This is a genomic window from Hyalangium sp. (assembly GCF_035629615.1).
Classification (GTDB): domain Bacteria; phylum Myxococcota; class Myxococcia; order Myxococcales; family Myxococcaceae; genus Hyalangium.
In genome coordinates this window covers 1-6930 of the sequence record NZ_DASPHO010000413.1, presented here as the reverse complement: position 1 = coordinate 6930, position 6930 = coordinate 1, and the positions used below count along the sequence as shown (strand labels likewise).

Below are 6930 nucleotides of genomic sequence, written 5' to 3'. Positions count from 1 at the left end.
CCACGAACCCGGCCAGCCCCGCGCCTGTGTCCGTGGGCTCCGGCAGGCAGGTGAGCGCGGCGTTCACGCTGACCTCGGCGTCGGCGCAGTAACCCCGCGGATCCGAGTCCCCTCATGGATTTCTGAGGGGGCACGGGCTCGTTGTCCGCAGTAAAGTCAGCACGTTGGCCCCGGGCTGGGTGTTTGCAGCACCTCCGGGGCCTTTTTTCTCCCTGAAGGGGGACACATGCGTCACGCGATGGTGCTCGGAGTACTTCTCACGGCAGGCCTGCTGACGGCGCCACGGGCCGAGGCTTGCGGTGGCTTCTTCTGCTCACGGGCCCCGATCGATCAGGCCGGAGAGCGCATCGTCTTCGGCGTGCGTGACAACACCGTCGAGGCGCACATCCAGATCCAGTACCAGGGCGCGGCGGAGAAGTTCTCCTGGGTGGTGCCCATGCCGGCGAAGCCCTCTCTGAACGTCGGCTCTCCGCTCATCTTCGGGTACCTGGACAGCCAGACGCAGGCGCGCTTCACCCTCGACTGGCAGAACAGCTGTGATGAACCCGGCCGGGGAGGGGAGCTTGCCGACGCTGACGGCGGGGGGCCACCCCAGGGCGCACCCACGAGCGGCGGCGTGACGGTGGTGTCCCAGTCCGAGGTGGGGCCCTACGACGCGGCCATCCTCCTCGCCGACGAGGCGACGGCGCTGAGCACCTGGCTGGTGGACAACGGGTACGATCTGACGCCGCAGGGGACGCAGGCGCTCGAACCCTATGTGGGCAAGGGCAACTACTTCGTCGCCCTCAAGCTCCAGCAGAACAAGCAGGTGGGGGATCTGCGGCCCATCATCGTGCGCTTCGAGGGCAACCGGCCCTGCATCCCCATCAAGCTCACTGCCATTGCCGCGCGGCCGGACATGCCCATCATCGCGTACGTGCTGTCCAGCAAGCGCGCCATCCCGGTGAACTACCGGCACGTGCTCATCAACCCCACCCGCATCGACTGGCTGCGCTTCGGGAGCAACTACAACGCGGTGGCCACCGCGGCGGTGGATGAGGCGGGCGGCCGCGCGTTCCTCACCGAGTTCGCCGGCGCCTCGGCCCCCATTGCCCAGGGCTTCGACGCCTTCGTGCCGGACTACGACACGAGCATCCTGGCCCAGCAGACGCACCCGGTGGAGTTCTCCACGGAGCTGCTGCGGCAGGACTTCGCACGGGATCCGTCCGTCCAGGGGATGCTGCGCAAGTACATCCCCATCCCGGCCAGCCTCGTGCAGAGGGGCGTCACCGAGAGGAGCTTCTACGACAGTCTCGGATCCTACCGGAGCGACATCGACGCGGATCCAAACCGCCCGCCCTTCAACGCCGCGGGCTTCGTGCAGGAGCTCCAGGACACCATCATCACCCCCGCGAACAAGTCGCTGGAGCTGCTCCATGCGCACCCGTACCTCACCCGCCTCTACACGACGATGTCCGCCGAGGAGATGACGGTGGATCCGGACTTCGACTTCAACTCGGACGCGCCGGACGTCTCCAACCGCTACACCGCCAAGGCCACCTTCGAGACGTGCGACGCCGAGTGGTCGAAGCGCCGCGTGAAGCTCGAGCTGCCGGATGGCCGCTACTGGTACGTCACCCTCGGCGACGGGCCCTTCGGCCAGGGCCCCAACTCGCTGCGCATCGAGCAGTGGGCGGAGGTGGGGCCGGCCGCGATCGTCAAGGACAACAGCGGCCTGGTGAACCAGGCCCTGGATGACGGCGGGGGAGGGGTGGGCACCTGCGGGTGCTCCTCCACGCAGGCGGGCTCCGCGGCACTGCTGTCGCTGATCTTCGTCCTGTGGAGCGCGCGCCGCCGCCGGGCTGGCTGAGCAACACACCTCGACGCCAGCGGCTTGGGAGCCAGCTCGCTACTCCGCTGGCTCCTCGGCTGGCAGGTGGGGCTTGAGGCCCTCCACCAGCGCCTTCTTGTCATTGAACATGACGGAGACGCCCGCGCGGGTGGTGCCCTGGGGCAGGGTGATGTGCACCACCGTGGCCTCCTGCTCCACCGTCTCCCCAGCGAAGTCCAGGCACAGGGAGACCATGACCCGGTCCTGGATGCGCAGCGGCTTGTCCGTCAGGATGAACGCGCCACCCATCCGCAGCTCGCGCTCGAAGGTCGTCTTGAGCTGCCCGGCGCTGGTGAAGTGCAGCTCGAAGGTGGTCGTGTCCTTGTTGACGATGTCTGCCACCACCTCGCCCGGGTAGAGGAAGCGCACCCCGAAGCCTCCCGGATCCATCTGCCGCAGCTCCGGAGGCACCTTCCGGTGCCGCTGCACGATCCCCTCGAACAGCACGAAGCTCTTCGTGTCCAGCTGCACCTGGAGATGCACCCGCGTGTCCAGCGGGATGAGCTCCCGCGTCAGGATGAAGGCGCCTCCCTTGGAGATGTCCCCGGTGATGCCTGACTTCGAGAGATCAGTCATGCCGAACCGGACCGTGTAGCGCTTCTTGAATCTCCGGTGCTGCCGCTTCTCCGCCATCGGCGACCTCCCAAGGGGGCCAGGAACCTACCCCCTTGTCCTACCCCAATTCTGCCATGGCTGGAGCTTTTCGGCGCAACCCGTCCGGTAGGGGACGCCTACTTGACGAAGGCTCGGACCTTCTCGGGCTCCTGCTCGCCCTCCGGGCCGACGATGACGCTCTTGCCCTTGGCGACGATGACCACCACCCGCTCGCCCAGGGCGAAGGCGGCCTTGAGCTCGGGCCGGAGCTGGAGCAGCTCGAAGTAGGCCTTGGAGAGGAACTTCACCTTGAGCTGCTTGCCTGGGCTGGTGAGCGCCTCCGAGTCGATCCAGCCTCCATCCCGGAAGAGGTAGGTGCGGCCCGCGGCCACGCGCACGGGATCGCTGGCCGACGGCCCGCGCTCCTGCTCCTTCATCTTCTTCGTCGCGCGGGAGACGGCCACGGCGCCCTTGCCCTCGGACATGGTCATCGACTCGGCCGGCGGGGCCTTGGCCGGAGCGGGCATCGCACTGCTCGCGCCTCCAGCCCGCCCAGGACTGCCGCCAAAGAGGGAGTCGAAGTCATCACGTTCCGCCTCCTCCGCCTTGTCCATCTGCTGGGGCCGGGAGGTGGGCCTGGGGGCCGGCTGACCATCCCACGGGCGCATGACGGGCGGCGGAGGCGGCTGGTTGGTGGCCACCTGCGGCTCGTCCTCCACCACGAGGTAGCTGGTGTACGGCGTGACGATGCCGAACTTCTTGCCGAGCGTGATCACTTCGTCACGCAGCTCGGGGCGCTCGCCGCGCAGGCGGATCTCCTCCAGGAGGAAGCCCACCTTGCGGATGGCCCACAGCCGGGGGATGAAGTCGTCGCGCGTGGCCTCGCGGGGCGCGGTGGTGCCGTACTCGAAGGTGCGCTTGTCGCCGTTCACGTAGCCGGTGAGCACCACCTTGGCGTCCCCGGCCTTGCGGTAGCGGCCCATCACCACCAGCTGCGTCCCCTTGAAGAGATCCGGCAGCTTGCGCGGGTAGAGATCGTACGCGTCGATGGAGGACAGCTCGAGCGCCAGGTCCGACAGCACCGGGTTGCTCACCTTGTCGTAGAAGCCGGAGACCTTCGTCTCGAACTCCTTGCCGTCCCGGACGAAGTCCGAGGTGCCGGTGCCCTCGGCGGCGAGCCGATCCAGCAGCCGCGCGTTCAGATCGTCGCCGACGCCGAAGGTGAACAGGCGCGTCTTCGTCTTCCGGCCCTCCTTCGCGTGCTGGGCGATCACGCCCTCGTCCGTCTCGCCGATGGTGGGCTGGCCGTCGGTGATGAAGAGGAGCAGGTGCGAGGTGGGGGACTTGCCGTCATTGTCCTGGAGCCCGCGCACCAGCGCCTCGTCAATGGCCGTGCCGCCCAGGGCCTCCATCTGCTCCACGAAGGAGACGGCCTTCTGGATGTTCTCCTTGTTGGCGGGCCGCAGCGCGGTGAAGAGCGGCTCCACGTCCGTGGAGAAGCGCACCACGTTGAAGGTGTCCTGTGGGTTGAGCCGGGTGACGCAGTACTTGAGCGCGTCCTTGGCGATCTTCATCCGCTCGCCCTGCATGGAGCCCGAGGTGTCGATGACGAAGGTGACGCGCTTGGCGCCGATCTCGTTGGGGCTCACCTCTGTCTTGGGGGTGATGAGGGCGACGAAGTAGCCGGGCTCGTCGGCCTGCTTGTAGGTGAGCAGTGACAGCCCCACCGCCTTGTCCGAGACCGAGTAGTACAGGTCCACATCCTTCGTGAGATCCCCGCCGCCCACCTGCTCCATGCCGACGATGGCGCTGGACTCACCCCGGCGGGACACGTCCATCTGGTGCGTGGGCGAGTAGATGCTGCGCAGCGGCGTCTTCGTGGACACGCGGGCGCTGAAGGTGAAGTCGTTGGTCGTCTTGCCCCCCACCAGCCGCCAGTCCGAGGGCTGCGCCTTGGCGGTGGCTCCGAGCGGATAGTGGTAGTGGTAGAGGCCGCTCGAGTAGTTCAACACCTGGCTGAAGGCCAGCTCCACCTTCTGCTCGCCCCGTGCGGGCACCGGGAAGACGCGCATCCGGAACACGTCCGAGTCCACGTACTCCAGCAGCCCTGGATCGGCCAGGCGCCGGACGATGCCCTCGTAGATGGTGGTGGCCTTCTCCTTCTCCAGCATCTCTCCCTTGGTCTTCTTGCCGTTGACCCAGAGGTAGAACTCGGAGAGAGCGGCGCCCTTGGGGAGCGGGAAGATGTAGTGCGCCTCGAGCTGCGAGGGCCCGTCGTTCTGGAACGTCTGCTCCACCCGGGTGACGGCGGTGCCGTCCTGGATCTCCACGCTCACGCGCTGGCTCTTGATGGCCAGCGGCCGCGCGTTGGGGGTGGTGGGCAGCAGCATGCCCTGGGCCGAGGCGAGCATCGGCACCAGGAAGGCAGCGATCAGCAACAGGCGTTGGGGGGCGTACACGGCGGTTTGTCTCCTCTGGAGTCCGAGGACTCCTTCAACGCATGAGCCTTCAGCGCGGTCTACCTACATTTGCGCCTATTCCTTCGCGACGCCTTGGTTTGCGGCATCGGGGGCGTCGCGGACCTCGAGGCGCATCTCGTCCGAGGTGGCTCGAAGCTCCGGAGCGTACATCGCCTCCACGCGGGCAGGCAGGGCGTGGAAGCGGCCGGGGGCCTCGGCGCGCAGCTCGTACGAGAGCTTCGTCACCCCCACGGGGATCTGGGACAGGAAGAAGGCCACCCGGTCGGTGCGCAGCTCCACGTGGGCGCAGCGGTACTCGCAGATCTCGGGGCCGCTCTTGAGGGCCACGGCCTCGAAGCCCGCGGCCTTCAGGTCCTCGATCATCAGGAACTCGACGGCCTTGTTCGCCTTCACCTCCAGATCCACGCGGACGCGGATCCCGGACTCCACGGCCATGCCGTACTCGGTGCTGGCGCTCATGCGCTCGGAGGCGGCCGAGGGCTTGCCCAGGAGCGTGTACGTGCGGGCCACCTTCACGTCCCCGCCCACGCCCTTCACGTTCTCGTCGCGGTTGTACACGTCGAAGGTGGCCGCGTAGTAGCCCGTCACCGGAGCACCGTCGCGCCGCAGCACCACGGTGTTCACCCCGGGCTGGAAGGCCGCGTCCGTCAGCACCACCGGGCCGGACAGATCCATGCCGCCGGCGCTGAAGCGGATGCGGGCTGCCTCGCGGCCGTTCACCTGGACGATGAAGGAGCCGGCGGACTGCGCGGCCTTCTCGCGAGAGGCGATCTCGGACAGCGCATAGAGGGAGAAGGCCGTGTCCCGGGTGGTGCGCCACTTGCCGCCGTTGCGACGCAGGACGAGGAAGTCGGTGAGCGGCTTCACCCAGGGGCTGGCGGGATCGTGCCGGTAGATGGCCATCAGCGTGTAGGCGGTGGCCTCGATGGCCTCGGAGGTCTGCCAGATGTCGTTGGCTTCTCCGACGGAGGCGTCCTGGCGCTCCTTGGCCGCCTGGAGGATGTCGTCCAGGTTCTCCACGGCGATGCGGGCGCGCTTGTCCTTGGCGGAGATCAGCGCCAGCGCGAGCAGGGCCCGGCCGCGCTTCGAGAGCTGGCTCCGGCGCGCGAAGGCCTTGTCGAGCCCGGCCTTGGGAGCGCCGCCGGTGGACGCGAGCGCGAAGAGCATCCAGGTGTGCTCGTCGGGGTTGCCGAGCGCCGCGCCGAGGTGGTTGGTGAGGTACGCGCGTCCGCGCGCCACGACGTTCTGATCCACCTGCAGGCCCGAGGCCTTGCCGAGCGACAGGCCATAGACGACGTAGGCCGTCATCCACCGGTTCGTGTCATCGGACTGCCACCAGCCCCAGCCGCCGTCGCCGTGCTGGAAGCCATAGAGGCGCTTGAGGCCCGCGTCGACCATGTCGTCCAGGTTCTCGGGCACGCGGGTCTTGGGCAGCCCCAGCTCGCGGGCCGTCTTCGCGGCGATGGCGGCGGGGACGAAGCGCGAGAGCGTCTGCTCCACGCAGCCGTAGGGGTACTGCGCCAGGTAGGGCAGCGCGTCCATCATCACCGAGGCGAGGGTGGGGGAGACGGTGAGCTCGAAGCGGGTGGCGCTCGCGTTGCGCTGCTCGGGGAGCTTCACCTGAATCTCCACGGCGTCCGAGAGCCGCCCGGAGAACGAGGCGCGCTGCGCCGAGCCGTGCACGACGACGGGCAGCGTGAGCTCCATGGCGTCCGCCGAGCCGCCGCCGCGGGCGATGGCCTGGATCTTCACCTCGCCCGGCTTCACCACGCGGAAGCGGACATCCACGCGCGTGTCACCGCCGGAGGGCACCTCGACGGTGCGCTGCGTGGCCTCGAGCGGCTCGAAGCCAGGGGCGCTGAGGGACACCTGTACGGAGGTGGCGCGGCCGAGCCGGTTGGACACGAGCGCGGACAACGTCACCTCATCCCGCTCGGTGAAGAACCGGGGCGACTGGAGGCGGACCATGAGGGGCTTCTCGGTGCG

Annotated in this window: 4 protein-coding genes; 1 reads left to right on the top strand and 3 read right to left on the bottom strand. The window is 68.3% G+C overall.

Going from position 1 to position 6930, the window contains the following annotated elements; translation table 11 throughout:
- Positions 1-226 precede the first annotated feature (226 nt).
- Positions 227-1849, top strand: coding sequence for a DUF2330 domain-containing protein (locus VD972_RS21055; RefSeq protein ID WP_324989724.1), 1623 nt, complete (start codon positions 227-229; stop codon positions 1847-1849).
- Positions 1850-1888: 39 nt separating this feature from the next.
- On the opposite strand, the gene VD972_RS21050 is transcribed toward VD972_RS21055, so the two are convergent.
- From VD972_RS21050 to VD972_RS21040, 3 genes are all read right to left on the bottom strand, one after another.
- Positions 1889-2503 carry a PilZ domain-containing protein gene (locus tag VD972_RS21050; protein WP_324989722.1) on the bottom strand — a complete coding sequence of 205 codons (615 nt, stop codon included), beginning with the start codon at positions 2501-2503 and terminating at the stop codon, positions 1889-1891.
- 98 nt (positions 2504-2601) lie between these two features.
- The gene (locus VD972_RS21045) at positions 2602-4923 is read right to left on the bottom strand and encodes a VIT and VWA domain-containing protein (RefSeq protein WP_324989720.1); all 2322 of its coding nucleotides are present in this window, start codon (positions 4921-4923) and stop codon (positions 2602-2604) included.
- A gap of 75 nt (positions 4924-4998) precedes the next feature.
- Positions 4999-6930 (bottom strand): alpha-2-macroglobulin family protein (locus tag VD972_RS21040; RefSeq protein WP_324989719.1); only part of this gene is annotated, 1932 nt, incomplete at its 5' end.

What these genes read in the sequence shown, in the direction of transcription:
- VD972_RS21055 (WP_324989724.1), top strand. Translation starts at nt 227, where the DNA reads ATGCGTCACGCGATGGTGCTCGGAGTACTTCTCACGGCAGGCCTGCTG.
- VD972_RS21050 (WP_324989722.1), bottom strand. Translation starts at nt 2,503, where the DNA reads ATGGCGGAGAAGCGGCAGCACCGGAGATTCAAGAAGCGCTACACGGTC.